The sequence below is a fragment of the Flavobacterium sp. genome, from assembly GCF_044341265.1.
In the GTDB taxonomy this organism is placed as follows: domain Bacteria; phylum Bacteroidota; class Bacteroidia; order Flavobacteriales; family Flavobacteriaceae; genus Flavobacterium.
In genome coordinates, this window is the sequence record NZ_JBIISA010000013.1 from 30,963 (window position 1) to 55,205 (window position 24,243).

The 24,243-nt window shown below is 33.0% G+C and carries 22 protein-coding genes; 8 read left to right on the forward strand and 14 right to left on the reverse strand.

Annotation, left to right across the window (positions count from 1 at the left end; genetic code table 11):
* The first annotated feature begins 201 nt into the window (after positions 1 to 201).
* The 6 genes from ACIQ06_RS08275 to ACIQ06_RS08300 all read left to right on the forward strand — a co-directional run bounded on the left by ACIQ06_RS08275 (position 202) and on the right by ACIQ06_RS08300 (position 7,209).
* Positions 202 to 1,560 carry a rhodanese-related sulfurtransferase gene (locus tag ACIQ06_RS08275; protein WP_396145337.1) on the forward strand — a complete coding sequence of 453 codons (1,359 nt, stop codon included), beginning with the start codon at positions 202 to 204 and terminating at the stop codon, positions 1,558 to 1,560.
* Between the two features lie 162 nt (positions 1,561 to 1,722).
* Positions 1,723 to 3,021 carry a stage 0 sporulation family protein gene (locus ACIQ06_RS08280; protein ID WP_396145339.1) on the forward strand — a complete coding sequence of 433 codons (1,299 nt, stop codon included), beginning with the start codon at positions 1,723 to 1,725 and terminating at the stop codon, positions 3,019 to 3,021.
* On the forward strand, positions 3,005 to 3,490 hold the full coding sequence (locus tag ACIQ06_RS08285; RefSeq protein ID WP_396145341.1) for a gliding motility lipoprotein GldH: 486 nt from the start codon (positions 3,005 to 3,007) through the stop codon (positions 3,488 to 3,490). Before ACIQ06_RS08280 ends, ACIQ06_RS08285 begins: the two co-directional genes overlap by 17 nt.
* 5 nt (positions 3,491 to 3,495) lie before the next feature.
* A complete protein-coding gene (locus tag ACIQ06_RS08290; protein ID WP_396145343.1) occupies positions 3,496 to 5,814 on the forward strand; it encodes a penicillin-binding protein 1A in 2,319 nt (772 codons plus the stop codon).
* A 31-nt stretch (positions 5,815 to 5,845) separates the two neighbouring features.
* Entirely contained in the window at positions 5,846 to 6,547 is a 702-nt protein-coding gene (locus ACIQ06_RS08295; protein WP_345093230.1) for a CoA transferase subunit A, read from the forward strand.
* 2 nt (positions 6,548 to 6,549) lie between these two features.
* Complete coding sequence (locus ACIQ06_RS08300; RefSeq protein WP_396145345.1) at positions 6,550 to 7,209, forward strand: CoA transferase subunit B; 660 nt, start codon at positions 6,550 to 6,552, stop codon at positions 7,207 to 7,209.
* A 77-nt stretch (positions 7,210 to 7,286) separates the two neighbouring features.
* On the opposite strand, the gene ACIQ06_RS08305 is transcribed toward ACIQ06_RS08300, so the two are convergent.
* From ACIQ06_RS08305 to ACIQ06_RS08315, 3 genes are all read right to left on the reverse strand, one after another.
* Complete coding sequence (locus tag ACIQ06_RS08305; RefSeq protein ID WP_396145347.1) at positions 7,287 to 7,682, reverse strand: hypothetical protein; 396 nt, start codon at positions 7,680 to 7,682, stop codon at positions 7,287 to 7,289.
* Positions 7,683 to 7,744: 62 nt separating this feature from the next.
* A complete protein-coding gene (locus ACIQ06_RS08310) occupies positions 7,745 to 9,346 on the reverse strand; it encodes a fumarate hydratase (RefSeq protein ID WP_396145349.1) in 1,602 nt (533 codons plus the stop codon).
* A gap of 222 nt (positions 9,347 to 9,568) precedes the next feature.
* Positions 9,569 to 11,014: a nucleoside recognition domain-containing protein gene (locus ACIQ06_RS08315; RefSeq protein ID WP_396145351.1), complete on the reverse strand. Its 1,446-nt coding sequence runs from the start codon at positions 11,012 to 11,014 to the stop codon at positions 9,569 to 9,571.
* 176 nt (positions 11,015 to 11,190) lie between these two features.
* On the opposite strand from ACIQ06_RS08315, the gene ACIQ06_RS08320 reads away from it, so the two are divergent.
* On the forward strand, positions 11,191 to 14,100 hold the full coding sequence (locus ACIQ06_RS08320) for a S8 family serine peptidase (RefSeq protein ID WP_396145353.1): 2,910 nt from the start codon (positions 11,191 to 11,193) through the stop codon (positions 14,098 to 14,100).
* Positions 14,101 to 14,184: 84 nt separating this feature from the next.
* Here ACIQ06_RS08320 and ACIQ06_RS08325 read toward each other — a convergent pair whose 3' ends face one another.
* The 11 genes from ACIQ06_RS08325 to hemA all read right to left on the reverse strand — a co-directional run bounded on the left by ACIQ06_RS08325 (position 14,185) and on the right by hemA (position 23,122).
* The gene (locus ACIQ06_RS08325) at positions 14,185 to 14,898 is read right to left on the reverse strand and encodes a 3'-5' exonuclease (protein ID WP_396145355.1); all 714 of its coding nucleotides are present in this window, start codon (positions 14,896 to 14,898) and stop codon (positions 14,185 to 14,187) included.
* Between the two features lie 123 nt (positions 14,899 to 15,021).
* Positions 15,022 to 15,492, reverse strand: coding sequence for a methylated-DNA--[protein]-cysteine S-methyltransferase (locus tag ACIQ06_RS08330; RefSeq protein WP_396145357.1), 471 nt, complete (start codon positions 15,490 to 15,492; stop codon positions 15,022 to 15,024).
* Position 15,493: 1 nt separating this feature from the next.
* Positions 15,494 to 15,865 carry a hypothetical protein gene (locus ACIQ06_RS08335; RefSeq protein ID WP_396145359.1) on the reverse strand — a complete coding sequence of 124 codons (372 nt, stop codon included), beginning with the start codon at positions 15,863 to 15,865 and terminating at the stop codon, positions 15,494 to 15,496.
* Positions 15,866 to 15,918: 53 nt separating this feature from the next.
* The gene (locus tag ACIQ06_RS08340; RefSeq protein ID WP_396145361.1) at positions 15,919 to 16,344 is read right to left on the reverse strand and encodes a c-type cytochrome; all 426 of its coding nucleotides are present in this window, start codon (positions 16,342 to 16,344) and stop codon (positions 15,919 to 15,921) included.
* Positions 16,345 to 16,530: 186 nt separating this feature from the next.
* A complete protein-coding gene (gene hemB / locus ACIQ06_RS08345; RefSeq protein ID WP_396145363.1) occupies positions 16,531 to 17,526 on the reverse strand; it encodes a porphobilinogen synthase in 996 nt (331 codons plus the stop codon).
* A 57-nt stretch (positions 17,527 to 17,583) separates the two neighbouring features.
* Positions 17,584 to 18,486: an oxygen-dependent coproporphyrinogen oxidase gene (gene hemF, locus ACIQ06_RS08350; protein WP_396145364.1), complete on the reverse strand. Its 903-nt coding sequence runs from the start codon at positions 18,484 to 18,486 to the stop codon at positions 17,584 to 17,586.
* A 33-nt stretch (positions 18,487 to 18,519) separates the two neighbouring features.
* Positions 18,520 to 18,972, reverse strand: a complete 453-nt coding sequence (locus ACIQ06_RS08355; RefSeq protein ID WP_396145366.1) for a GNAT family N-acetyltransferase — start codon at positions 18,970 to 18,972, stop codon at positions 18,520 to 18,522.
* A gap of 111 nt (positions 18,973 to 19,083) precedes the next feature.
* Positions 19,084 to 20,109, reverse strand: a complete 1,026-nt coding sequence (gene hemE, locus ACIQ06_RS08360) for a uroporphyrinogen decarboxylase (RefSeq protein ID WP_396145368.1) — start codon at positions 20,107 to 20,109, stop codon at positions 19,084 to 19,086.
* A gap of 52 nt (positions 20,110 to 20,161) precedes the next feature.
* Positions 20,162 to 20,833, reverse strand: coding sequence for a uroporphyrinogen-III synthase (locus tag ACIQ06_RS08365; RefSeq protein ID WP_396145370.1), 672 nt, complete (start codon positions 20,831 to 20,833; stop codon positions 20,162 to 20,164).
* A 37-nt stretch (positions 20,834 to 20,870) separates the two neighbouring features.
* Complete coding sequence (gene hemC / locus ACIQ06_RS08370) at positions 20,871 to 21,797, reverse strand: hydroxymethylbilane synthase (protein ID WP_396145372.1); 927 nt, start codon at positions 21,795 to 21,797, stop codon at positions 20,871 to 20,873.
* A gap of 65 nt (positions 21,798 to 21,862) precedes the next feature.
* Positions 21,863 to 23,122 carry a glutamyl-tRNA reductase gene (gene hemA / locus ACIQ06_RS08375; protein ID WP_396145374.1) on the reverse strand — a complete coding sequence of 420 codons (1,260 nt, stop codon included), beginning with the start codon at positions 23,120 to 23,122 and terminating at the stop codon, positions 21,863 to 21,865.
* A gap of 228 nt (positions 23,123 to 23,350) precedes the next feature.
* On the opposite strand from hemA, the gene ACIQ06_RS08380 reads away from it, so the two are divergent.
* A complete protein-coding gene (locus ACIQ06_RS08380; protein WP_396145376.1) occupies positions 23,351 to 24,223 on the forward strand; it encodes a helix-turn-helix transcriptional regulator in 873 nt (290 codons plus the stop codon).
* Positions 24,224 to 24,243 lie beyond the last annotated feature (20 nt).

Here is a 24,243-nt window from a genome sequence, read left to right on the forward strand (position 1 = left end):
TAAGTCACTAAGATTTTTACCGCAAATTCACAAATTACTTTCTTCAAAAAAGATAAAAAATTGCGAATTTGCGGTAATTTTTTTATAATTCTTAGTGAACTTTGCGAAAAAACTTTGCGGCTTTGCGGTAAAAAGCTAACTTTGTAACCGAATTCTTCCATTTAGAATTCAAAACATATTTCTCACTTAAACGTTTATAGCATGCAACTGTATAACACCTTAAGCGCAGAAGAAAGAGCTCAATTAATTGATGAAGCCGGAAAACAACGTCTTACATTATCTTTCTATGCGTATGCCAAAATTGAAGATCCCAAAAAATTTCGCGACGATTTATTTATCCAATGGAACCAACTCGATGCTCTTGGTCGGACCTATGTAGCCAAAGAAGGAATTAATGCTCAAATGAGTGTTCCAGCAGAAAATTTTGAAGCTTTTAGAGAAACTTTAGAAGTTTATGAATTCATGCGTGGTATTCGTTTGAATGTTGCCGTAGAGCACGACGACCATTCCTTTTTGAAATTAACTGTAAAAGTTCGTGACAAAATTGTAGCCGACGGTTTGAATGACGAAACTTTTGATGTAACCAATATTGGTGTGCATTTAAAAGCCAAAGAATTCAACCAAATATTAGAAGATCCAAATACTATTGTAGTTGATTTTAGAAATCATTACGAAAGTGAAATCGGACATTTTAAAGGCGCTATTACTCCTGATGTTGAAACCTTTAGAGAAAGTTTACCGATTATCAACGAGCAATTAAAAGACTTTAAAGAAAATAAAAATTTGGTTATGTATTGCACCGGAGGAATTCGTTGCGAAAAAGCATCAGCCTATTTTAAACATCAAGGTTTTAAAAATGTATTCCAATTAGAAGGCGGAATTATCAATTATGCCAAACAAATAAAGGAAGAAAACATAGAAAGTAAATTCATAGGAAAGAACTTTGTTTTTGACCACAGATTAGGTGAAAGAATTACCGATGATATAGTTTCTCAATGCCATCAATGCGGAAAACCATGCGATAATCACACTAATTGTGAAAACGATGGCTGTCATTTATTGTTCATTCAATGTGATGATTGTAAAGCTGCAATGGAAAACTGTTGTTCAAAAGAATGTTTAGATACCATTCATTTGCCTTTAGTAGAACAAGTAAAATTAAGAAGAGGAAAACAAGTTGGAAATAAAGTCTTCCGCAAAGGAAAATCAGAAAATCTATTGTTTAAACATTCAGGTGAACTATCTGATAAATCCTTAGCGATTGCTCAAAAATCAAAAGACATTCGTCAGAAAATAAAAGTAAAAAAAGTGCTTGTTGGTAAAGCCGAACATTACTATCCAAAACCACAAGTTGGATTATTTATCATAGAGAATAACGAATTAAATATAGGTGATAAGATCTTAATCTCAGGTCCAACAACAGGAAATGAAGAAGTAATTTTAGATAAAATGATGGTAAACGGAAATGAAAATTCGGTTGCTAAAATAGGTGATAAAGTCACTTTTATTTTACCATTTAGAGTAAGATTATCTGATAAATTATTCAAGATTTTAGAGTAACTATTTTAAAAATCAACCATTTAAAATCCCAAATTTCAACTGTTTTTTCAAACTTGGAATTTGGGATTTTTTTATTGGAATTTATTTTTTAAAAATACTATCTTTACCAATTAATCGTTTTATGAACTTAAATTGCTTTTTGGCAATACTACATATATAATTATGGCATGTACAAGTTGTTCAACTTCTGATGGCGGTGCGCCTAAGGGTTGTAAAAATAATGGGACTTGCGGCACCGATAGCTGCAATAAATTGACCGTTTTTGATTGGTTAGGAAATATGAATTTGCCAACAGGAGAAGCTCCATTTGATTGTGTTGAAGTACGCTTTAAAAATGGACGTAAAGAATTTTATAGAAATACTGAAAAACTTACCTTAAGTATCGGTGATATCGTTGCAACTGAAGCTTCGCCTGGTCATGATATAGGAATTGTTACTCTTACTGGTGAATTGGTTAAAGTACAAATGAAGAAAAAAGGTGTTGACCATAAAAGTGCTGACATCACTAAAGTATACAGAAAAGCTTCTCAAAAAGATATTGATATTTGGAGTGAAGCTCGTGATAAAGAAGAACCTATGAAAGTGAAGGCAAGAGAAATTGCTATTGCTTTAAAACTTGAAATGAAGATTTCTGATATCGAATTTCAAGGTGATGGTTCCAAAGCTATTTTCTATTACACGGCAAATGATCGAGTAGATTTTCGTCAGTTGATTAAGGAGTTTGCACAAGTATTCAAAACGCGTATTGAAATGAAACAAGTTGGTTTTCGTCAAGAAGCATCGCGTCTTGGTGGAATTGGTTCTTGTGGTAGAGAGTTGTGTTGTTCAACTTGGTTAACCGATTTTAGAAGTGTAAATACATCGGCAGCTCGATACCAACAATTATCATTAAATCCTCAAAAATTAGCAGGACAATGTGGTAAATTAAAATGTTGTTTGAATTATGAATTGGATACTTATCTTGATGCATTAAAAGATTTTCCAGATTTTGAAACCAAATTATACACTGAAAAAGGTGATGCAATTTGCCAAAAACAGGATATTTTTAAAGGATTGATGTGGTTTGCTTACACTGATAATTTTGCTAATTGGCATGTTTTGAAAATAGATCAGGTTAAAGAAATAGTAGCTCAAAATAAAGAGAAAAAACGTGTTTCTTCATTAGAAGATTTTGCAATTGAAATTGTTGTTGAACAAGAAGCTAACTTCAATAATGCAATGGGGCAAGAAAGTTTAACTCGATTTGACCAACCAAAAAAGAGCAAGAATAAAAATAAAAACAGAAATAAAAATAAAGCTCAAAATCCAAACACAAATCAAGGAGAAAAAACTGCTTCAAACCCTAATTCAAAACCAAATCAAGGTCAAAATCCAAACGAGCGAAAAAGAAATGACGAAGGAAATCAAAAACCTCAAAATAAAAGACCTATAATCATTAAAAAGAATGAAGATAAAAAATAGCATACTGTTTATTTTAGTAGCGCTTTTAGTTATTTCGTGCGATAAAAAACGTGTTTTCGACGAGTATAAATCAGTTGGAAATTCTTGGCATAAAGACAGCGTTGTGACATTCAAGTTACCTCAATTTGATAGTTCAAAAAAATACAACTTGTTTGTAAATGTTAGAGATAATAATGATTATCCGTTTAATAATTTGTTTTTAATTGTCGCATTAGAACAGCCTAATAAGAAAACATTAGTTGATACATTAGAATATCAGATGGCGAATCCAGATGGAACGCTTATGGGCGAAGGATTTTCTGATGTAAAAGAAAGTAAACTTTTTTATAAAGACAAAGAAGAATTTAAGTTAAAAGGAGAATATAAAGTTCATATCAAGCAAGCGGTAAGACAAACCGGAAAAGTAGCTGGAGTTGAAAACTTAAAAGGAATTACAGAAATAGGTTTTAGAGTAGAATCTTTAGACTAGAAATTATGGCACAAAAAACTAATACTCAAAATAAAGGTCAAGTAAAAGACATAAAATATTATTCAAAAAAGTTTTGGAAATTATTTTTTTACACTCTTGGCGGACTTTTTCTTTTCTTTCTATTTGCTTCATGGGGCCTTTTTGGAAAGATGCCGTCATTTGAAGATTTAGAAAATCCAGATTCTAATTTAGCTACCGAAATCATTTCTTCTGACGGAGTTACTTTAGGTAAATTTTACAACGAAAATAGAACCGCTATCAAGTATAAAGATTTACCAAAATCACTAGTAGATGCACTAGTTTCAACTGAAGACGAACGTTTCTATGAACACTCTGGAATTGATGCAAGAAGGACTTTTGGTGCCGCTTTAAAACTAGGAAAAGATGGAGGTGCGAGTACTATAACCCAACAATTAGCAAAAAATTTATTCCATGGTGAAGGTTCTAAATTTCTTCCTTTTAGAATCGTTCAAAAAGCTAAAGAATGGATTATTGCAATTCGGTTAGAGAGACAATATACCAAACAAGAAATTATTGCTTTATACTTAAATCAGGTCGATTTTGTTAATGGAGCTGTTGGAATTCGCTCGGCATCTAAAGTATATTTTAGTAAAGAACCTCGTGATTTAACTGTCGAAGAAAGTGCTTTATTGGTTGGAATGTTAACAAATCCATCAAGATTCAATCCAAATCGTTTTCCAGAAAGAGCTCTTAAAAGAAGAAATATTGTACTTGGTCAATTGGTTCGAAATAAGCATCTAGAAGAATCTGCAAAGAAAATTTTAGAGAAAAAACCAATAAAATTAGATTTTCATCCAGAAAGTCATCTGGACGGAACAGCAACATATTTTAGAGAATATCTTCGTGATTATATGAAGAATTGGGTTAAAGAAAATAAGAAACCAGACGGAGAAGAATACGATATCTATGGTGATGGATTGAAGATTTACACTACTATTGATTCAAAGATTCAAGAACATGCAGAAGAAGCTGTTTTGGCTCATATGAAAAACCTTCAAGAAGAATTTTGGACGCAACAGAAAGGAAATAAAAATGCTCCTTTTATAAATATTACTGATGCTGAAACAGATAAAATCATCAAACAAGCAATGAAAAATTCTGAAAGATGGAGAATTTTAAAAGCTGATGAAAAAACAGATGAAGAAATCATTGCCTCATTCAGTAAAAAAACCAAAATGACTGTATTTACCTGGAAAGGTGAAAGAGATACCATCATGACTCCACTGGATTCTATTAGATATTACAAACACTTCTTGCAAGCTGGATTAATGTCAATGGAGCCTCAAACTGGCCAGGTAAAAGCTTGGGTTGGAGGAATAAATTATAAATATTTTCAATATGATCACGTTGGTCAAGGTGCGCGTCAAGTAGGTTCAACATTTAAACCTTTTGTTTATGCTACAGCTATTGAGCAACTAAGAATGTCTCCTTGCGACACTATAATTGACGGACCTTTTATGATAAGAAAAGGACGCCATCATGTAACCGAAGATTGGGAACCAAGAAATTCTGATCAAAAATACCGAGGAATGGTTACTTTGAAGAAAGCATTGGCAAATTCTATCAACACAATTTCGGCTAAATTAATTGATAAAACCGGACCAGAAGCTGTTGTAGAATTAACCAAAAAACTTGGTGTTACAACAGAAATTCCTGTTCAACCAGCCATTGCATTGGGTGCTGTAGATATTACGGTTCAAGATATGGTTGCTGCTTATAGTACATTCGCAAATCAAGGAGTTTATATAAAACCCCAATTTATATCAAGAATTGAAGATAAAAATGGAGCTATCATTTACGAACCAGTTCCGGAGTCTCATGATGTTTTAAATAAAGATGTAGCTTTTGCAGTAATTAAACTTCTTGAAGGTGTTACAGAAGGCGGCTCTGGCGAAAGACTTAGAACTGAAGGTGGCGGAAGTGGTGATAATCGTTGGACTGGCTATCCATATATGTTTAAAAATCCTATTGCAGGAAAAACTGGAACTACACAAAACCAATCTGATGGTTGGTTTATTGGAATGGTTCCAAACCTAGTTACTGGTGTTTGGGTTGGTTGTGAAGATCGTTCGGCTCGTTTCAAAAGCATCACTTATGGTCAAGGAGCTACAGCAGCTTTGCCTGTTTGGGGATATTTTATGGAAAAATGTTATGAAGATAAAGACCTCCAAATATCGACAGATGAATTTGAGCGACCAGATAATTTTGCTATAAAAGTAGATTGTTGGACAGCTCCAAAGCCTTCTGTAGCAACAGATTCAACAGATACAGAAGAACAAAATACTGACGAATTTGGTCTTTAAAATTTAGAAAATAAAATTCATAGTTAAAATTATGATTAATAAAAAAGTAAATTCAGTTCAAGACGCACTTCAAGGCATTGAAGATAACATGACTATTATGTTAGGCGGTTTTGGATTATGTGGTATACCTGAAAACTCCATTGCAGAATTGGTTAAAAAAGGGACAAAAAATCTAACCTGTATTTCCAATAATGCTGGTGTTGACGATTTTGGTTTGGGATTATTATTACAACAAAAGCAAATCAAAAAAATGATTTCGTCTTATGTTGGTGAGAATGCTGAATTTGAACGTCAAATGCTTTCTGGTGAGTTAGAAGTTGAATTAATTCCACAAGGAACTCTTGCGGAACGTTGTCGTGCAGCACAAGCAGGAATTCCTGCTTTCTTCACTCCTGCAGGTTATGGAACCGAAGTTGCTATTGGAAAAGAAGTTCGTGAATTTAACGGAAAAATGCATGTAATGGAACACGCTTTCAAAGCCGATTTTTCTATTGTAAAAGCATGGAAAGGCGACGAAGCAGGAAACCTAATTTTCAAAGGAACAGCCAGAAACTTCAATCCATCAATGTGTGGCGCAGGAAAAATAACTATTGCCGAAGTAGAAGAATTACTCCCAGCAGGAAGCTTAAATCCTAATGAAATTCACATTCCAGGAATATTAATTCAAAGAATCTTCCAAGGCGAAAAATTTGAAAAAAGAATTGAGCAACGTACCACTCGTAAAAGAGCATAATCATGGCATTAGATAAAAACGATATAGCAAAACGAATAGCTAAAGAAGTGAAAGATGGCTATTATGTAAACTTAGGAATTGGTATTCCAACATTGGTTGCCAATTATGTTCGCACCGATATTTCTGTAGAATTTCAAAGTGAAAACGGTGTTCTCGGAATGGGACCATTTCCTTTTGAAGGTGAAGAAGATGCCGATTTAATCAACGCCGGAAAACAAACCATCACAACATTACCTGGAGCGAGTTTCTTCGATTCGGCTTTTAGCTTCGGAATGATTCGTGGTCAACACGTAGATTTAACAATACTTGGTGCCATGGAAGTTTCAGAAAACGGCGACATAGCCAATTGGAAAATCCCAGGAAAAATGGTAAAAGGAATGGGTGGAGCAATGGATTTAGTCGCCTCTGCAGATAATATTATCGTTGCTATGATGCACGTTAATAAAGCTGGTGAAAGTAAAATTTTAAAACGTTGTACTTTGCCTTTAACTGGTGTTGGTTGCGTTAAAAAAGTAGTTACTGAATTAGCCGTTTTAGAAATCACTCCAAAAGGGTTTAAATTATTAGAACGTGCACCAGGGGTTTCTGTTGAACACATTATAGCATCAACCGAAGCCGATTTAATTATTGAAGGTGATATTCCTGAAATGATGATTGATTAATAAAAAACATAATCCTTTAAATAAAAAACCACAAAATTCGATTGAGTTTTGTGGTTTTCTTTTTATTCTAATAATGTTTATTTTCTACTTTCCAAATACCCAAATAAAACTTCGTTGGCATTCCCAAAGGTTGGAAATTGTTCTACAACACTCACAGCTCGTTTTTTATTCAATTTGTAAGTCAAATCAAATTCTGTAGTGAACAAAATTGCACTTAAGAAAGGATTATTAATAAATTCTAATAATCTTGGAAAAGCATTTTCTATTGTATGAATTTCAATAATTTCTTCCTGCTGAAACTTAAATTTTAATTCCAACTTCAAAACATCTTCATCCATTATCGGACGCACATAAATATTCATCAATTCGGCATTTCCGATAGTTTTTGCTAAAGTCAATTTGGCAAAAGTTCCATCTTCTAAACTCGATTTAACTTTGGTATAAAATTCCGAAAATGATTCTTTAAAAGGCATTTGATTGATTTTGATAGCCACAGATTAATTATAGTAATCTGTGAATCTGTGGCTAGTTGTTTTTATAAGTTAGCGAAGAAATCGTTCCCTTTATCATCAGTAATAATAAAAGCAGGGAAATCTTTAACTGTAATTTTTCTTACGGCTTCCATTCCTAATTCTTCGAAGTCTACAACCTCAACTTTTAAGATATTATCTTGCGCTAAAATCGCAGCTGGTCCACCAATAGAACCTAAATAGAAACCTCCATAAGTTTTACAAGCATCCATAACTTCTTTGGTTCTATTTCCTTTGGCGAGCATAATCATACTTCCGCCAGCTTTTTGAAATTCTTCTACATAAACATCCATTCTTCCTGCTGTCGTTGGTCCGAAACTTCCTGATGGCATTCCATCTGGAGTTTTTGCTGGTCCGGCATAATAAACAGGATGGTTTTTGAAATAGTCTGGCATTGGTTTTCCAGCATCCAATAATTCTTTGATTTTTGCATGTGCAATATCACGAGCAACGATTAAAGTTCCGTTTAATTTTAATCGTGTTTTAATTGGATATTTAGATAATTCAGCTAAAATTTCTGCCATCGGACGATTCAAATCAACCTCAACTGCAGCTTCCAAATGTGGCGGAACTGCTGGTAAAAATTGCTGTGGATTTACTTCCAATTGTTCTAAGAAAACTCCGTCTTTCGTAATCTTTCCTTTGATATTTCTATCAGCAGAACACGAAACTCCTAATCCAACCGGACAAGAAGCCGCATGTCGAGGCAAACGAATTACACGAACATCATGTGCAAAATATTTTCCACCAAATTGTGCTCCAATAGCACTTTCTTGACAATATTGTAATACTTTTTGTTCCCATTCTAAATCGCGAAAAGCTTGACCAGCCATGTTTCCAGTAGTTGGAAGATGGTCAAAATATCCTGCAGATGCTTTTTTAACAGCAGCCAAATTTGCCTCAGCAGAAGTTCCTCCAATTACTAAAGCTAAATGATATGGCGGACAAGCAGAAGTTCCTAAATCTTTAATTTTCTCACGCACAAATTCTTCCATTGATTTTTCGTTCAACAAAGATTTCGTTTTTTGATATAAGAATGTTTTGTTCGCAGAACCACCACCTTTTGTTAAAAACAAAAACTCATACGAAGCTCCTTTTTTAGCATAAATATCAATTTGTGCTGGTAAATTCGAACCTGAATTTTTCTCTTCAAACATCGAAATCGGAACAATTTGTGAGTAACGAAGATTCTTGTTTTGAAACGTATTGAAAATTCCTTTTGACAACCATTCGGCATCATCAACTCCAGTGTAAACATTTTCGCCTTTTTTTGCCATGACAATTGCAGTTCCTGTATCTTGGCAAGATGGTAGTTGACCTTCAACAGCAACTGATGCATTTTGCAATAAATTATAGGCTACAAATCGATCATTATCAGTCGCTTCGGGATCATTCAAAATATTGTTTAGCTTTTGCAAATGTGCCGTTCTCAACATAAATGAAACGTCGTTCATGGCTTCTTGCGCCATTAATTCTAATGCTTTCGGGTCAACAGTTAGAATTTCTCTGTCGCCAAACTGCTCAACTTTTACGTAGTCAGAAGTAAGTTTTTTGTATTGGGTATCGTCTTTTAATATCGGATACGGATCTTGATATATAAAGTCCATTATGAAATATTTTTGAAGTGTAAAGTTACGGAAAGTTGGTGGATTGAAGAAAATTAAATTTTAGAATAAAGCACAAAAAAAATAAAGACAAGAAACATAAAACCTATCCACGAGTTATCCTTTTTTGAAACTTCGTCTATAGATTTTGCACCCAAATTAAATATCCACATAAATATGTTTCCTGTAAAATGACAAACTAGATGAAAGAAATCGTACATATTACTATTTTACAAAAAACCAACTAGCCACAAAAATTGCAGTAATCACACAAATTACATCTACTAAAAGCATTGTACCTAAAGCATATCGAGTGTTTTTTATATTAACCGAACCAAAATAAACTGCAATTACATAGAACGTACTTTCGGCACTACATTGAAAAATACTACTCAATCTTCCTGTCATTGAATCAGCGCCAAATGTATTCATAGAATCAATTAAAAAACCACGTGAACCTGCAGAGCTAAAAGGACGTAGCAATGCAACAGGTAAAGCGTCAGTAATTTCTTTTGCCACACCCAAATTAGAAAAAATAAAAGCAATCCAATTGCTAATAATTTCAAATAGACCACTATTTCTAAACAACGAAATAGCAACTAACATTCCCAAAACATAAGGGAAAATAGTGACTCCAGTTTTAACTCCATTATTTGCTCCAACCACAAATGCTTCATAAACGGTGGTATTTGCTTCTGTAAATTTTTTCTCTTTTACAAACGATAATATCAATGTAAAAACAATAATTACAACCAAAATCAAAGCAGAAAGATTAGAAGTAAAATAATTTTTACCAATTAAATCCAAATGATTTACATACATCAATAAACCAATAATTGCTCCTATCATTCCCATTAATCCTGCAACCAAAGAAGCACTTTTGAAGTTGATTTTTTGCTTTATTCCTACAATTAAAAACGCTGCAATTGTTCCAATAAAAGAGGTAATTATACAAGGTAACATCACATCAGCAGGATTTGCAGCGCCAGCAGCAGCGCGATATCCAATAATTGAAGTTGCAATTAATGTAAGTCCAGAAGCATGTAAGCACATGAACATGATTTGTGCATCACTAGCTTTATCCTTTTCTGGATTTATTTCTTGTAAACTCTCCATGGCTTTTAATCCGAATGGTGTTGCTGCCGAATCTAATCCTAGAAAATTAGCAGCAAAATTTAGCGTCATGTAAGAAATTGAAGGATGATTTTTTGGAATACTTGGAAATACTTTTACAAAAACTGGGCTTAATATTTTCGCCAATTTTTGCGATGCGCCAGATATAATTAAAAGTTCCATCAGTCCACAGAAAAATGCCAAATAGGCCATAAGTGGTAAAATCAAATCTAACAAAGTGCTTTTGCAGGTTGGCAATAATCCATCTGATTTTTGTTTTCCACTATATATTTTTACAACTTTATTAGAAAAAACATACGTAGAATCAATGTTCAATGTATCACGATTGATGACCATTGTTTTTTCTGGAGCCTTTTCGATACTGTCTTTTATGAAAGCTGGTAAATCTTGAAGATATTTTTCAGAAACTAAAATTGGATCGTCTTTTTTTCCGTTTAATACAAAGTCAATTGTGTAGTTATTTCCAGAAAATAAGCTAAAAATCACAAAGATAATTGATGAAATAAAGATAACGAGCCAAAATCTACTTAATACCATATTTTTTTTTCGTAAATGTATATATTATATACAAAAAAATTCTTTTTTTTGATTTAAAAATAGTAAATAATTAAACAAAACTTAAATTTCATCTATTTTTTGTAAATATTTGGTAAATATTACAATAGATTATTATATTTGCTTTCATATATTAATTACACCAAAAAAAATAAAAAATGAAAAGAGTATTACTCCTTGTTATTGTCCTTTTTTCTTCAATATGTACTTTTGCACAAACACCAGCTGAAGTTAGAGAAATTGTATCTAATTATGATTTGCAAAAAATTAAAGAAAAAGAAGAATACTATAGAAATAAACAGCGTAGTGATAAAAGTAGAGCTGAAGCAGTTGCTCGTATTAATAACTGGCCAATAGTTATCGAAAATCCAGATGGAAGTAAATCTGAATTAATGAAACTTACGCCAGATGGTTATCCTATGTATTATCAAACTGACAACATTAATGCCGCAAGAACCACAAGAACAAACTTTTTACATACAGGTGGTGCAATGGGTCTAAACTTAAATGGTCAAGGAATGACTCTAAGAGTATGGGACGGCGGAACTGTTAGGGCTTCTCACAATGCTTTTGGAGGTAGAGTTACTGTTGTAGATGAACCTTCTGGTACATTAAGTTCACATGCTACTCACGTAACAGGAACAATGATTTCAAGTTTAGCATCGATTAAAGGTATGGCGCCTCAAGCATTAGGTAGAACTTTTAATTGGACAGATGACGAAAGTGAAGCTTTATCTGAAGTACAACAAGGAATGCTAATTTCTAACCATTCGTATGGTGTTCCTATATCTTCGACATTACCATCTTGGATTATTGGTGCTTATGTTTCTGATTCATATATTTGGGATGAAATTGCATATTTATCTCCTTATTATTTAGCAGTTGTTTCAGCTGGTAACAATGGTACTACAGATAATCCTGATCCATTATTCTTTGGCTATGATAAATTAACAACAAATAAAACTTGCAAAAATAATTTAGTAGTAGCAAATTGTCAAGATGTGACAATAAATACTGATGGAACTGTAAATGGAACAATTAATATAAACCCAGATAGTAGTCAGGGCCCTACAGATGATTTTAGAATAAAACCAGATATTGCTGGTAATGGCACCAATGTAACTTCTGCTAATAGCTCCGGTAATTCAGCTACTGCAACTTTTTCTGGCACATCAATGTCTTCTCCAAATGTTGCTGGTTCACTTATATTATTACAACAACATCATAATAATTTATACAACAGCTACATGCGTTCAGCAACTCTAAAAGGAATTGCTTGTCATACTGCTGATGATGCAGGAGATGAAGGTCCAGACCCTATCTATGGTTGGGGTTTACTAAACATGAAAAAAGCTGCAGAGACAGTTTCTAACAATGGTTTAAGCTCATGGGTTTCTGAGCAATCATTAAGAAATGAAGAAGTGTTTACAATGCAGGTTAATTCAAATGGATCAACACCATTGATAGCTTCTATAACTTGGACTGATTTACCAGGAAATATGAATTTGAATGGAATTGCTAATGAAAATATAAAAGCTCTAATAAATGATTTAGATATTAGAATTACCAGAGACGGAACAACATATTTCCCATGGAGATTATCTCAATCATCATTTATTGCAGAACGAACTGGTGATAATAATGTAGATAATGTAGAACAAGTAAAAATAGATTCGCCTCCTGCAGGAAATTACACAATTGCAGTTACTCACAAAGGCACATTAGTTAATAATTTACAAAATTATTCGTTAGTAATTACAGGAATAAATTCAACTTTTGCTTTAAATTCAACAAGTTCAGATTTAGAACTATGCGCTAATCAAAATGCAACTTATACATTTAATTATACTCAAAGTGGTTCAGGAACTACTACTTTCTCAGCAGCAGGATTACCTGCTGGAGCAAATGCAAGTTTTTCTCCAAGTTCATTAAGCGCAAATGGAACTGTAACAATGTCAATAAACGGTTTGCAAAATGTTATTCCTGGTGAATATTCAATAGGAATAACAGGAACTCGTGGAACTGAAACTGAAACAAGAACAAAAATTTTAAAAATTTACAGTTCTTCATTTCAAAATGTAACTTTAAATACTCCTGCAAACTCTACAAATGGAACTTCAACCTCTGTAAATTTAAGATGGGCAGCTATGCCAAATGCTGAAAACTACTCGGTTCAAGTTTCAACTTCCTCAAGTTTTTCAACGATAACTACATCTTTTTTAACAACAAGTACTCAATTTTTTGTTAGTAATTTAGCTCAAGAAACAACATATTACTGGAGAGTTACACCTTCTAACAGATGTGGTGCCGCTTTAGTATCTAGTTCTACAATTTTTTCATTTACTACAGGTGCATTAATTTGTGACCAAACATTTGTAGCTACAGATTTCTCTGATGCAGCAATAGCTTCTGTTGCAAATTCTTCTGCAAGTGTACCAGTTACAATTACTGGAGGGCACTCAATTGGTAATTTAAAAGTTAATTTAAATATTACCCATACATATGTACAAGATATGACTATTACTCTTGAAGGTCCGAGTTCAATTGGAAGTCCAGTAATTAGACTAACTGAAGAGGCGTGTGGCGATCATGACAATATAGATTGTCAATTTAATGATGATGGAACAGCACCTCAATGCTCTGGAGCACCATCTATTTCAGGATTAATTGCACCTGTTGATAGTTTAAGTGATTTAAATTCATTACCAGCAGATGGAGTATGGACACTTAGAGTAGATGATCCTTACAATGGTGATGGTGGAAGTATAAATTTATTTAGTATCCAATTTTGTAGATTAACTCCATCATTAAGTATTAATGAAAATACTCTACAAAATGTAGCTATTTATCCAAATCCAGCAAAAGAAGATTTTATTGTTTATATTCCTGAAAATAATCTTGAAACAAAAATTTCAGTTATAGATTTACAAGGAAGACAGATTCAATCAGTACAATCAAATTCAATTTCAACAACAATAACTACTTCTTCGTTACAAGATGGATTGTATCTAGTTACTATTGAAAACGAAAATGGTATTACAACTAAGAAGATTACAATTAAAAAGTAAACATACTTAACTTTTTTTCAATAAAAAAATACCCCAATTAGTGTCTAACTTTTTGGGGTATTTTCATTTTTTAGATATCCTTTATTATATATGAATTATCTCATCTTCCACCAATAAATCTTCTTTTCTGAAACGAAGGAAAACTTGTGCTACAGCAATGACGTCCTTTTCACAATAAGTCACAATTCTATCTATGTCTTTTTCTACATAAAAAACATGCCCTACTTGACTTCCGTCAATGTCTCCTTTTGGAGAAGGAATTCCGAGGATTTTGGTTAGTAATTTTAAGGAAGTAAAATGTTTATAATCACCAAATTTCCACAACTCTAAAGTATCCAAATGTTGAATTTCCCATGGTTTTTTCCCAAATAGATTAAGTTTGTTTGGAATGGAAACATTGTTGATAATCATTCGACGTGCAATAAATGGAAAATCAAATTCTTTGGCATTATGACCGCAAAGAATGTTTTGAGAACCATCGAAATGATTATTTAGTAGATTATTGAAGTCTAATAAAATTTTCTTTTCTTCACCAAAAAAAGAGGTTACTCTAAAGTTTCGAATGTCACCTTTGGTTGTAAAATAACCAACAGAAATACAGACTATTTTTCCGAATTCGGCCCAAATTCCTGCTCTGTCATAAAATTCTTCGGCTGTGAATTCGTCTTTGCGTTGGTATTGAGTTTTTTGTTCCCAAAGTTGTTTCATTTCATCGTCAAGCGAGTTGAAATTTTCTTCTAATGGAACCGTTTCTATGTCAAGAAACAAAATGTTGTCTAAGCGGATTTTTTCAATCATAATAAGAATTTATATGGCGTTTATATTTATTAAATTACCCTGATTAACACGTAATTAGGTTGCGAATATAATTAAAATGACTTTAAATTTCCAAATTAAAATAAAAAAAACTCCTTGACTAAGTTAAAACAAACTTTGTTGATGGCTTGGTGTTTCGTGTTCAAGAAGCCATTTTTTGCGCCACAATCCGCCGGCATATCCTGTCAATGAACCATCTGTTCCAATAACTCTGTGGCATGGAACTACAATCCAAAGTGGGTTTTTACCGTTAGCTGATGCTACTGCTCGAATAGCTCTTACATCACCGAGTTTTTTGGATAAATCCATGTAGGACATTGTTTTTCCGTATGGAATATTGATTAACTCTTGCCACACTTTTTGTTGGAAATTGGTTCCTTTTGGATTTAACTTGAAATCAAAATCTTTACGTTTTCCTTCAAAATATTCTTGAAGTTGTGAAACTGCTTCTTGGAGTTCGTTTGGAATTTTTGTGGAAAGTTCACCTTCTGATAAAACGGAAATTATAGAAATTCCATTTTCGTCACCTTGAATTTTAATAATTCCAAGTGGTGAATTTATAAAGGCAGTTTTCATTTTAAGGATATGAAATGCTTTTTAAATTAAGATTTTGAATCGCCTCTGAGTGACTATCTATAAGGAAATCACGACCACAAAAATCTTGTTGCCTGATGTTTAAAGCCATAATTTTGTGGCTCTCTATCCTACGAATATCTGAATACCAACTGTATTGTTTTGGAGAAATATTAATATTATTGATGTCTAAGATGTCTTTTTGAGCCATCTTACCTAACATTTCAATACTAATTACTTTTATTTTCTCATTACTATGATTGTCAAATAATGTTGAAGGTATAATATTAAACCTAGCACTAAAAGATATAGGTTTATATTGGCTAAAACCATAGAAAGAAAACATGAATAAAATGAAAGCAAAATAGGGTTTCATAGATTAATTGATATTTAGTAAAGCTACCAATTTTTCAAAATAAATCCAAATTTTTATTTTGCTTGACTGTACATGTATTGTTCTAAAGATTGTAATTCTTCTTCGGAAAACGTTTTTGTTAAAGCAAAATTGGCTTTCATGACTTCGAATTGCGATGGATCGACAATTGGTTCACCTTCGCCTTTTAGAAATGTGACCATATTTGCATTTTTCTCTTTGTAGATTTTTGCAATATCGATTATGCTTGGTCCAACTAATTTAATATCGAGTTTATGGCAAGTTGCACAAGTTCCTTTTCCTTCAAAGATTTCTTTTCCTTTTTCGGCTAATGGAAATGCTGACACTTCAGGTTTGGTTGCTTCTACATTTTCTTTTTCTTCTGAAATTGGGTTGCCAAATTTATCTGTTTTTTTGTCTCCACCACAACTTATCAAAATTAGTGCTATTGCTAAAGTTAGTGATTTTAAAATTGTTTTCATTTTCCTTTTATTTAATATAATCAAAGGTACATCTGATTGTTTAAGTTAAATATGATTTTTATCAGAGAATAAAAATTCAATACAAATGCTATTTAGCCCTGATGAAAGGGAAAAGCCTCGCCTTTTTGCGAGCTTTGGAAAGGCAGCAGGAATATGGTTTGCTGATAAATCCCGAGCCTTTCGCTCCTATTTATTCAAAATAATCGCAGCTTCTTTAGCAAAATAAGTTGAAATTAAACTTGCTCCTGCACGTTTGATGCACATTAATTGTTCCATCATGATTTTGTCGTGATCGAGCCAACCTCTTTCGGAAGCGGCTTTAATCATTGCATATTCGCCTGAAACATGAAAAACAGTTACCGGAACATTCACCGCATTTTTAACTTCGCGAACGATGTCAAGATAAGCAATTCCTGGTTTTACCATAACCATATCGGCGCCTTCTTCAACATCCATTAACGCTTCTTTTATAGCTTCGATGCGGTTGGCATAATCCATTTGGTAGGTTTTTTTGTCTTTCGGTACTTCGACATCGGCTTCTTTTGGCGCACTGTCTAAAGCATCACGAAATGGCCCATAAAAAGCTGAAGCATATTTAGCAGAATAGCTCATAATGCCTACATTTGAAAATCCTGCAGCATCTAAACCTTGGCGTAAACGCAAAACGCGTCCGTCCATCATGTCGCTTGGTGCAACGAAATCGGCTCCGGCTTGTGCGTGAGAAACGGCCATTTTTACAAGTGCATCGTTAGTTGCATCATTTGCAACATCACCTTTTTCTATGATTCCGTCGTGACCGTAAATGGAATATGGATCTAAGGCAACATCTGGCATCACAATCATTTCTGGACAAGTCAATTTTATTGCTTTGATGGCTCTTTGCATTAATCCGTTTGGATTCCAAGCTTCTTTTCCGGTGTTATCTTTTAGAGATTCGTCGACTTTTACGTAGATGTTTACAGCGCGAATTCCTAGTGCGAAAAGTTCTTTTACTTCTTCAACAGTCAAATCGATTGAACGACGGTAAATACCAACCATTGAAGGAATTTCAACTTTTACGTTTTCGCCTTCTGCAATGAACATTGGGAACATGAAATCACTTGGACTTAATGTGGTTTCGCGAACTAAACTTCTTATGGATTCGTTAACGCGTAATCTTCTGCCTCTTTGTAATGGGAACATGATATGTTGTTTAAAATTGTTTAAAAGTTTAAGGTTTAAAGTTGTTTCACTTTGAGCTTAAACCCAATCTTTTGGTTTTTCTAATACTTTAATTAATTTTTCTTCTTCACTTCCAGAAAGTGGATGATGGTCGTAAACCCATTGAACATTTGGTGGTAATGACATTAAAATGGATTCAATTCTTCCGTTGGTTTTTAGTCCGAAAAGCGTGCCTTTGTCGTGAACTAAATTGAATTCTACATAACGACCGCGACGGATTTCTTGCCATGTTCGTTGCGCTTCTGTAAAAGGTAATTCTTTTCTTTTTTCTACAATGGGAACATAAGCTTCTAGAAAACTGTTTCCGACTTCGGTTACAAAATTGTACCAATCTTCCATTTTCATTTCCTCGGTTTCTTTACAGTAATCGAAGAATAATCCGCCAAGTCCACGAGCTTCATTTCGGTGTGCGTTCCAAAAATAAGCATCGCATTGTTTTTTATATTTTGGATAAAACTCTGGATTGTGTTTGTCGCAAGCTATTTTGCAAGTTTGATGAAAATGAATCGCATCTTCTTCAAATAAATAATATGGTGTTAAATCTTGTCCGCCACCAAACCAAGAATTGATTACATTTCCGTTATCGTCGTACATTTCAAAATAACGCCAATTTGCGTGAACTGTTGGTGCAATTGGACTTTTAGGATGAATCACTAAACTCAATCCGCAAGCGAAGAAATCGGCTTCACCAACGTTGAATAATTTCTGCATAGAATCGGGTAATTTTCCGTGAACAGCTGAAATGTTTACGCCACCTTTTTCGATTACGTTTCCGTTTTCTATAACACGCGTTCTTCCGCCGCCACCTTCTGGACGTTCCCAAATATCTTCACGAAATTTAGCAACACCATCAACTTCTTCTAGTTTGGAAGTGATTTGGTCTTGTAGGCTTTGGATGTATGTTAGGAATTTATTTTTCATTTTTTTAAGCTTAAAGCAAATAGCGTTCTGCCGCTACACAATAGTTGTGCGTAGTTCTTGTTGTTTTTTCTTACAATATATCTTACTGTCTTTAAGTTTAAACCCAACGCTTGAATATAAATTTATTGCAGGCAATCTATGGTCTTCAGTAAAAAGAAGTATTTCGGAAAGTTCTTTTTCTTCACCTACTTCAACTAATAAGTTTATCAATTTTCTTCCTATACCTTTTCCACGTGAAGCTGAGTCAACAACTACATCTTCAATCCAACCTTTATTTCCAGATATAACTTTGTAAGTACACATTAATGCAATTCCAATTATTTTATTATTATCCTCGCAATATGCAACTGTAATTTGGTTTTTTTCATTCAATATTTCTTCAAGATCCAACTGAATTTTGTTTGGACTTAATTGACGAAATAATTCAGAAACTTGCTCTTTAATGTCTATGTTTAAATCATTTTTATTTAAAATAGCAGCTTTCATTTCTTTTTAATTTTTTTAAAATACAATTTTATTGAGTTATAATTTTAATTCAAATTAAAGTTATAATTTTCTACAAATACGATAGAATTACTCAAAACTATCTGCTGGCAGCTATTTTTTATACTCCTTAACCGCTTCAATAAAAGCCTTCGCGTGATCTACAGGAATATTTGGTAAAATTCCGTGACCAAGGTTTACTATATAATTGTCTTTTCCGAATTCGTCTATCATTTCGTGTACCATTTTCTTGATGGTTGGAATTGGAGATAATAATCTTGAAGGATCAAAATTTCCTTGTAATGTGATTTTTCCGCCTGTTAAATAACGTGCGTTTCTTGCCGAACAAGTCCAATCTACACCAAGTGCTGATGCTTTAGATTGTGCCATTTCATTCAATGCAAACCAACATCCTTTTCCGAAAACAATAACTTTAGTGTCTTCAGCCAAAGCTTCAACGATTTGGTTGATGTATTTCCAAGAAAATTCTTGATAATCTACTGGCGATAGCATTCCACCCCAAGAATCAAAAATCTGAACTGCGTTTACTCCTGATTTTACTTTTTCTTTTAAATATAAAATCGTTGTATCGGTGATTTTTTGCAATAATGTATGAGCTGCAACTGGATTTGAAAAGCAAAAACCTTTTGCCGTATCAAAACTTTTAGAACCTTTTCCTTCTACGCAATAGCAAAAAATGGTCCAAGGCGAACCTGCAAAACCAATAAGCGGAACCTCATCGTTCAACATTTCTTTGGTTAATTTGATTGCATCAAAAACGTAACCTAAAGTTTCATTCACATCTGGAACAATCACTTGATTTACTTGCTCCATTGTGCGAATTGGATTTGGAATAATTGGTCCCAAATTGTCTTTCAATTCAACGTGAATTCCCATCGCTCTTGGTACTACCAAAATATCAGAAAATAAAATCGCTGCATCTGGTTTTACAATTCTAATTGGTTGAACTGTAATTTCTGCTGCTAATTCTGGAGTTTCGCAACGTGTGAAAAAATCGTATTTGTCACGTAATGCTCTGAATTCTGGTAAATATCTTCCTGCTTGACGCATCATCCAAACTGGTGGACGTTCTACGGTTTCGTTATTTAATGCTCTTAAAAATAGGTCGTTTTTTAACATTGTTTAAAAGTTTAAAGTTTAAAGTTTAAGGTTGTTTAGCCTCAACATCAAACTAATTTTTATAATATTCTACTACTTCTGTAATCACATTTTCAACCGATGGTTTTTCTGCAATTATGATGTTCTTTACTTTTTTGTTTTCTAATGCTTCTGCGGTGGTTTCTCCTATGCAAAAGCAGATTTCGTCTTTTATGGTATTCAATTTGAAATAACTTTCAACTCCTGATGGACTGAAGAATAGTATTCCGTCTAACTTTTCTTTAATTTTTTTTGAAGTGATGTTGGTTTCATAAACTTCGATTTCGTTGAATGTTATTCCGTTTTCTTTTAAGGTGTTTGGTAACACATCTCGACGTAAATTTCCGCTGAAAAAGGTGTAACTTTCTTTTCCGTAAATTAACGAAATGATTTCTGCCAAATCTGCTGCATAACCTGTGTAAGCAATAACATTAAATCCGTTTTGTGTTAATAAATCCTTGGTTTTCATTCCAACAGAAAAAACATTTTTGCTTTTCAGTTCATTGCATTTTGGATGTTGTAAAATACTTTGAACTGCATTTTGACTGGTAAAAATTAGATTTTCATTTACTTTTGAAAGTTCAAAATTCTTGATTTTAGTTTCAATGAAATCTTCTTCTATTAATGAAATATTGGCGTCGAGTAAAACTTGCTTTTGATTGGGTAAAAGCTTTTTGGTAGATAATATGTTGATTTGTTTTGTCATTTTTTTTTGGAACACAGATTTAATAAATTAGAGGAATTTATTTTTTTAACGTCTTTTTAATTTCTGCCATTAATTCTGTTCCGCCATTATTTAAAATTTCTTGAGCTGCATTGAAACCTAATTTTTTCCATTCTGAAATATCTACTACTTTTTCGACTTCTAGTTTTTGTTTGCCGTCGATGGATAGTAAAACTCCTTTGAAATTTATAATATCTTCCTTTTCATTATAAGTTGCAATCGCTCCAATTGGTGCAGTACATCCGCCTTCTAATGTTTTTAGAAATTGTCTTTCTATATACGTGCAAATCTCAGTTTCGATGTGATTTAATTGCGAAAGTGCGTCTAAAGTAAATTCATCTTCAGCCATTGCAACTACAACCATCGCTCCTTGTGCTGGCGCTGGGATCATCCAATCTAGATTGATGTAATTCTGTGGTTTTAAGTTGATTCTTTCTAAACCTGCGGCTGCAAAAACGGCTCCGTTCCAATCGTTTTCTTGTAGTTTTTGCATTCTGGTATTCACATTTCCACGTAAATCGACTACATTATGGTTTGGATATTTATTCCACCACATAGCTTGACGACGTAAACTACCTGTAGCAATAGTTCCATTAGATTCTAAAAAATCTAAGTTTCCTTTATGAACTAAAATGTCTAAAATATTAGCTCTTTCTAAAACGGCTGCTTGCACAATTCCAATTGGAAGTGCAGTTGGAACATCTTTCATTGAATGCACTGCAATATCAACTTGACCGTTAATCATTGCAATGTCTAATGTTTTTGTGAAAATTCCTGTGATTCCGAGTTCGTAAAGCGGTTTATCGAGAATGATATCACCTTGCGATTTTACGGCTATAATTTCGGTTTTGTAACCTAAATCGTTGAGCTGTTTTTGAACGGTGTGTGCTTGCCAAAGTGCTAATTCACTATCACGAGTTCCTATACGTATTGTTTTTTCAGACATTTTATTCTTTTTTGAACCATTAAGGAATTAAGGTTCATTAAGGTTTATTATTGTGAAATTTTATTTTATAAAAATGATTTCTCTTGTTCTAGTTGAAAGACTTTTTCAATCCATTCAATTCCTTCTTCCATTGAGTCGCCATCTTTTAAATGGTTTACAAAGTGATTAGTAATTTTTTGAATGATTCTATTGCTGATTAATTCAGCTTGTTCTTCGTCAAAATTAGCTAATTTTTTACGTTGAAAATTTAGCTCGCCGTCTTTGATAGAATTTAATTTTTCTTTTAGAGCATGAATAGTCGGCGCAAACTTTCTGTTTTTGGTCCAAGCTATAAATTCTTCTTTGATTTCCTCTATAATTGCTTCTGCTTGAGGAATATGTAGTTTTCTGTTTTCCAAAGTTTCATCTGTCATTTGAGACAAATGATCCATGTGAATTAAAGTAACGCCTTCAATATCTTTTACATTCTCATTTACATTCTTCGGAATAGATAAATCTAAAATCAACAAAGGTTTTTTAAGATTTAAGATGGCTTTATCAACTGTAGGATTTTGAGCACCTGTTGCCACTACAACTACATCTGCTTTTTGTAGTTCCAATTGTAAATCGGCGTAATCTTTTACAACAACATCTAATTTTTGAGCTAATTTTTCTGCTTTATCTTTAGTACGATTGATCAAAGTAATTTGCTCGTGTTTGGTATGTTTTACAAGGTTTTCGCAAGTATTTCTTCCGATTTTCCCAGTTCCAAAAAGTAAAATATTTTTATTGGCAATATCTTCTACATTTTTGAAAATGTATTGTACCGATGCAAAAGAAACAGAAGTTGCACCCGAAGAAATTTCGGTTTGTGTTTTAATTTTTTTACTCGCTTGAATAACCGAATTAACCAATCTCTCTAGAAATGAATTAACCATTCCGTTAGATTTACTTTCATTAAAAGCGGTTTTTATTTGACTAATAATTTCAAAATCACCAAGAATTTGACTGTCTAAACCTGTTCCAACGCGAAACATATGATTAATTGCCTCTTGATTTTTATAGATATAAGCAACTTCTTGAAATTCTTCTACAGAACCTTGACTATTAGCACATAAAAGTTTGATTAATTGATATGGATGTTGCGCAAAACCATAAATTTCAGTTCGATTGCATGTAGAAGTAACGATTAAAGAATCAATTCCTTCGGCTTCGGCTTGTATAAGTAAAGTTGCTTTGGCTTGAGCATCTAAACTGAATTTTCCTCTTATTGCTGCATCTGCTTTTTTGTAGCTTAAGCCTAATGCATAAAAAGTGGCGTGTTTCGACATGTTAAAATTTTCCATATTTGTACTTTACCTAAAAGTTCAACAAAAATATTACTATACTATTTATAAAAGTAACGCTCAAAGTACTTTTTGTGTCGCTATGCGATTTTTTAAACCTTATTTGACTTTTTAGCGTTATTTATTATAAATTTGCAATGAAATCAAGTCTTTCAGAACTACTTATGTAGATTAATTCTAAATAAGCGGATGACATGATTCCAAAATCATATACGAAAAAATATCGCTATGGGTTCACAAGAAGAAATAAAAATTGAAAATGATTTTACCTTAATTCGTTTTCAAAATGATGGAAATGAGAATTTTCACGTGAAAAGACATGTTAATCAAGGCCTTATTCAATTTCATTTTGGCATCAAAGGAAAAGCAAAATTTGTCTTTAATGATGGAAATTATGCTTTAGATTTGAGAGAAGAAAAAGCACTTTTGTTTTACAATCCACAAAAAGAATTGCCTTTGAATTTAGAAATCGCACCAAATTCGTGGGTAATCACAATGATTATTTCAATTCAGAAATTTCACGGTTTGTTTTCTACAGAAGCCGACCATATTCCTTTTTTGAGTGAAGAAAACAAGGATAAAAAATATTATAAAGAAACTGATATTAGTCCGTCGATGGCTATTGTTTTAAGTCAGTTGTTCCATTATAATTTAAATCCATCAATTAAAAATCTTTACTATAAAGGAAAAGGATATGAATTATTGAGTTTGTATTTCAATCGTTCGGAAGATCCAAATGCTGAACAATGTCCGTTTTTGATAGATGAAGAAAATGTTTTAAAAATTAAAAAAGCCAAAGAAATCATCATCCAAAATATGGCAGAACCACCAGGTTTGGAGGAATTAGCAGAACAAGTTGGATTGAGTTTGAAAAGACTAAAAATGGGTTTCAAACAAATTTATGGAGATACGGTTTACGGATTTCTATTTGATTACAAAATGGATTACGCTCGACAATTATTAGACAGCGGTTCTTATAATGTAAACGAAGTTGGATTGAAAATTGGTTACAGCACCGGAAGTCATTTTATTGCGGCGTTCAAGAAAAAATTTGCGACAACTCCGAAAAAGTATTTGATGTCGATAAATCCAAATACATAACAACATAAATTTCGTATATC

What these genes read in the sequence shown, in the direction of transcription:
- ACIQ06_RS08275 (WP_396145337.1), top strand. Translation starts at nt 202, where the DNA reads ATGCAACTGTATAACACCTTAAGCGCAGAAGAAAGAGCTCAATTAATT.
- ACIQ06_RS08280 (WP_396145339.1), top strand. Translation starts at nt 1,723, where the DNA reads ATGGCATGTACAAGTTGTTCAACTTCTGATGGCGGTGCGCCTAAGGGT.
- ACIQ06_RS08285 (WP_396145341.1), top strand. Translation starts at nt 3,005, where the DNA reads ATGAAGATAAAAAATAGCATACTGTTTATTTTAGTAGCGCTTTTAGTT.
- ACIQ06_RS08290 (WP_396145343.1), top strand. Translation starts at nt 3,496, where the DNA reads ATGGCACAAAAAACTAATACTCAAAATAAAGGTCAAGTAAAAGACATA.
- ACIQ06_RS08295 (WP_345093230.1), top strand. Translation starts at nt 5,846, where the DNA reads ATGATTAATAAAAAAGTAAATTCAGTTCAAGACGCACTTCAAGGCATT.
- ACIQ06_RS08300 (WP_396145345.1), top strand. Translation starts at nt 6,550, where the DNA reads ATGGCATTAGATAAAAACGATATAGCAAAACGAATAGCTAAAGAAGTG.
- ACIQ06_RS08305 (WP_396145347.1), bottom strand. Translation starts at nt 7,682, where the DNA reads ATGCCTTTTAAAGAATCATTTTCGGAATTTTATACCAAAGTTAAATCG.
- ACIQ06_RS08310 (WP_396145349.1), bottom strand. Translation starts at nt 9,346, where the DNA reads ATGGACTTTATATATCAAGATCCGTATCCGATATTAAAAGACGATACC.
- ACIQ06_RS08315 (WP_396145351.1), bottom strand. Translation starts at nt 11,014, where the DNA reads ATGGTATTAAGTAGATTTTGGCTCGTTATCTTTATTTCATCAATTATC.
- ACIQ06_RS08320 (WP_396145353.1), top strand. Translation starts at nt 11,191, where the DNA reads ATGAAAAGAGTATTACTCCTTGTTATTGTCCTTTTTTCTTCAATATGT.
- ACIQ06_RS08325 (WP_396145355.1), bottom strand. Translation starts at nt 14,898, where the DNA reads ATGATTGAAAAAATCCGCTTAGACAACATTTTGTTTCTTGACATAGAA.
- ACIQ06_RS08330 (WP_396145357.1), bottom strand. Translation starts at nt 15,492, where the DNA reads ATGAAAACTGCCTTTATAAATTCACCACTTGGAATTATTAAAATTCAA.
- ACIQ06_RS08335 (WP_396145359.1), bottom strand. Translation starts at nt 15,865, where the DNA reads ATGAAACCCTATTTTGCTTTCATTTTATTCATGTTTTCTTTCTATGGT.
- ACIQ06_RS08340 (WP_396145361.1), bottom strand. Translation starts at nt 16,344, where the DNA reads ATGAAAACAATTTTAAAATCACTAACTTTAGCAATAGCACTAATTTTG.
- hemB (WP_396145363.1), bottom strand. Translation starts at nt 17,526, where the DNA reads ATGTTCCCATTACAAAGAGGCAGAAGATTACGCGTTAACGAATCCATA.
- hemF (WP_396145364.1), bottom strand. Translation starts at nt 18,486, where the DNA reads ATGAAAAATAAATTCCTAACATACATCCAAAGCCTACAAGACCAAATC.
- ACIQ06_RS08355 (WP_396145366.1), bottom strand. Translation starts at nt 18,972, where the DNA reads ATGAAAGCTGCTATTTTAAATAAAAATGATTTAAACATAGACATTAAA.
- hemE (WP_396145368.1), bottom strand. Translation starts at nt 20,109, where the DNA reads ATGTTAAAAAACGACCTATTTTTAAGAGCATTAAATAACGAAACCGTA.
- ACIQ06_RS08365 (WP_396145370.1), bottom strand. Translation starts at nt 20,833, where the DNA reads ATGACAAAACAAATCAACATATTATCTACCAAAAAGCTTTTACCCAAT.
- hemC (WP_396145372.1), bottom strand. Translation starts at nt 21,797, where the DNA reads ATGTCTGAAAAAACAATACGTATAGGAACTCGTGATAGTGAATTAGCA.
- hemA (WP_396145374.1), bottom strand. Translation starts at nt 23,122, where the DNA reads ATGGAAAATTTTAACATGTCGAAACACGCCACTTTTTATGCATTAGGC.
- ACIQ06_RS08380 (WP_396145376.1), top strand. Translation starts at nt 23,351, where the DNA reads ATGGGTTCACAAGAAGAAATAAAAATTGAAAATGATTTTACCTTAATT.